Annotated in this window: 1 protein-coding gene; it reads right to left on the bottom strand. The window is 46.2% G+C overall.

What is annotated here, in order from left to right:
• A partial coding sequence (locus tag ACFIK3_RS09465) for a hemagglutinin repeat-containing protein (protein WP_375676616.1) occupies window positions 1-1,469 on the bottom strand: 1,469 nt, incomplete at both ends.

A 1,469-nucleotide genomic window follows, 5' to 3' on the forward strand; every position in this document is an offset into this window, starting at 1 on the left:
GTGCCGGTGCCTATAATATGGCTGTTTTTGTGTTGAACTTCCTCACTGGAACCTTCCCCTTGACTAAAAGAAGCACTACCCGTTGCCCCTGCGCCACCCGTGCCATAACCGGTGCCAACACTCATTGAAGAACTTTCACTGCTGTTTTGTGTGCTTTGCGTGTTTTGTGCACTTTCAAAGATGATATCTTTACCTGCTTCCATGGTGATCTTTCCGCTCTGTGCATCATTTTCCAGCACATAGATTGGATTGGTACCAGCAATAATATCAGCGCCAACACCATGAATGCTGCCTTTGTGGGCTTGCATGTTAACAGCGCGTCCGCCTTCTATGCTATCTGTCACCGCTGTGGAGACTTGAGAAGAGGCTTCTGTTTTCTCAGTTTTAAAGCCCACGGTTACACTGCCAGATGCGCCAGCCAGATTGGCAAGAGCATCCTTGGTGGAGCCCCCCACCCCTCCTAATGAGCTACTCAGTCCTTTGGTTGTGTTCCCCTTTTCCCCCGTATTGCCAGTCAGCCAATTAATAAAGTTCTCTCCTTTATTAAAGAGGTGATTGATTTTCATGCCAGTCAGTATGCCATTAATAACTGTGTTATTGCCATCCTTATTATTCATGTGATCTGCGGCATCTTTTAGTCCTTGTACCGTGCCAAGGACACCGATATCAACGGAAGTTGTCACACCAGCAAAAGACTTTTCATGCTTTTCTTTTGCGTTAGAGGTATCATAGCTTTCTGATAGGGTGATATTATTGCCGGCATCAATGTTGACATCACGATCCGCCGAAACAATGGCTGCTTGTAAATTCACATCATTGCCACCATTGATCTGCACATCTTGGCGTGCCGTGATGTGTGATTGTGTGGAAGTGGTTTCCCATTGATCGCCCGTATCTTTGGCGCTTGCAACCCCAACACCTACAGAAGCACCGCTGTTGCTCTTTTCAAACTGAATGCCAAAGCCTGTACGTTCTTCCTTTGAGCTTGAGGAATGGCTATTATGACCAACAAGCACATTGACATCATGCGCTGCCGAAAGGTTAATATTCTCACCTGCAAGATCAGAGCCAACAATTTTCACATCTTTTTTCTTGGCAGTGATGTTGATCGTACCATCCGCATTGAGAGAAGAACCTTGATGCTCAAAACTCTCTTCATTTTCTGTCTTTCCCTCACTCCCGTATATCGACACAAAGCCCTTGCCTGATCCCACACCAAAACCTGTTTCATGCTCCTCTGAATGGCTTTTATGATGATCTGTCATGCCATCAATCGTCACACTTTCTCCGCTCACATTGATATCTTGACCGGAAAGCAGATGAGAAGCAGAAATCTTGGCTTCTCCTTGTGCGTCTAACACGATGTTGCCCGTTGCCCCAAGGATAGAGGAAACCGTTGTGGTATGCGATTGAGATGTATCGGACGATTTCTCATGCAAAAAGCCACTTGATGACGATTGTGCTTGCTG

Origin of the sequence: Bartonella sp. CB10SXKL, assembly GCF_042195515.1 — a bacterium.
Lineage (GTDB): Bacteria > Pseudomonadota > Alphaproteobacteria > Rhizobiales > Rhizobiaceae > Bartonella.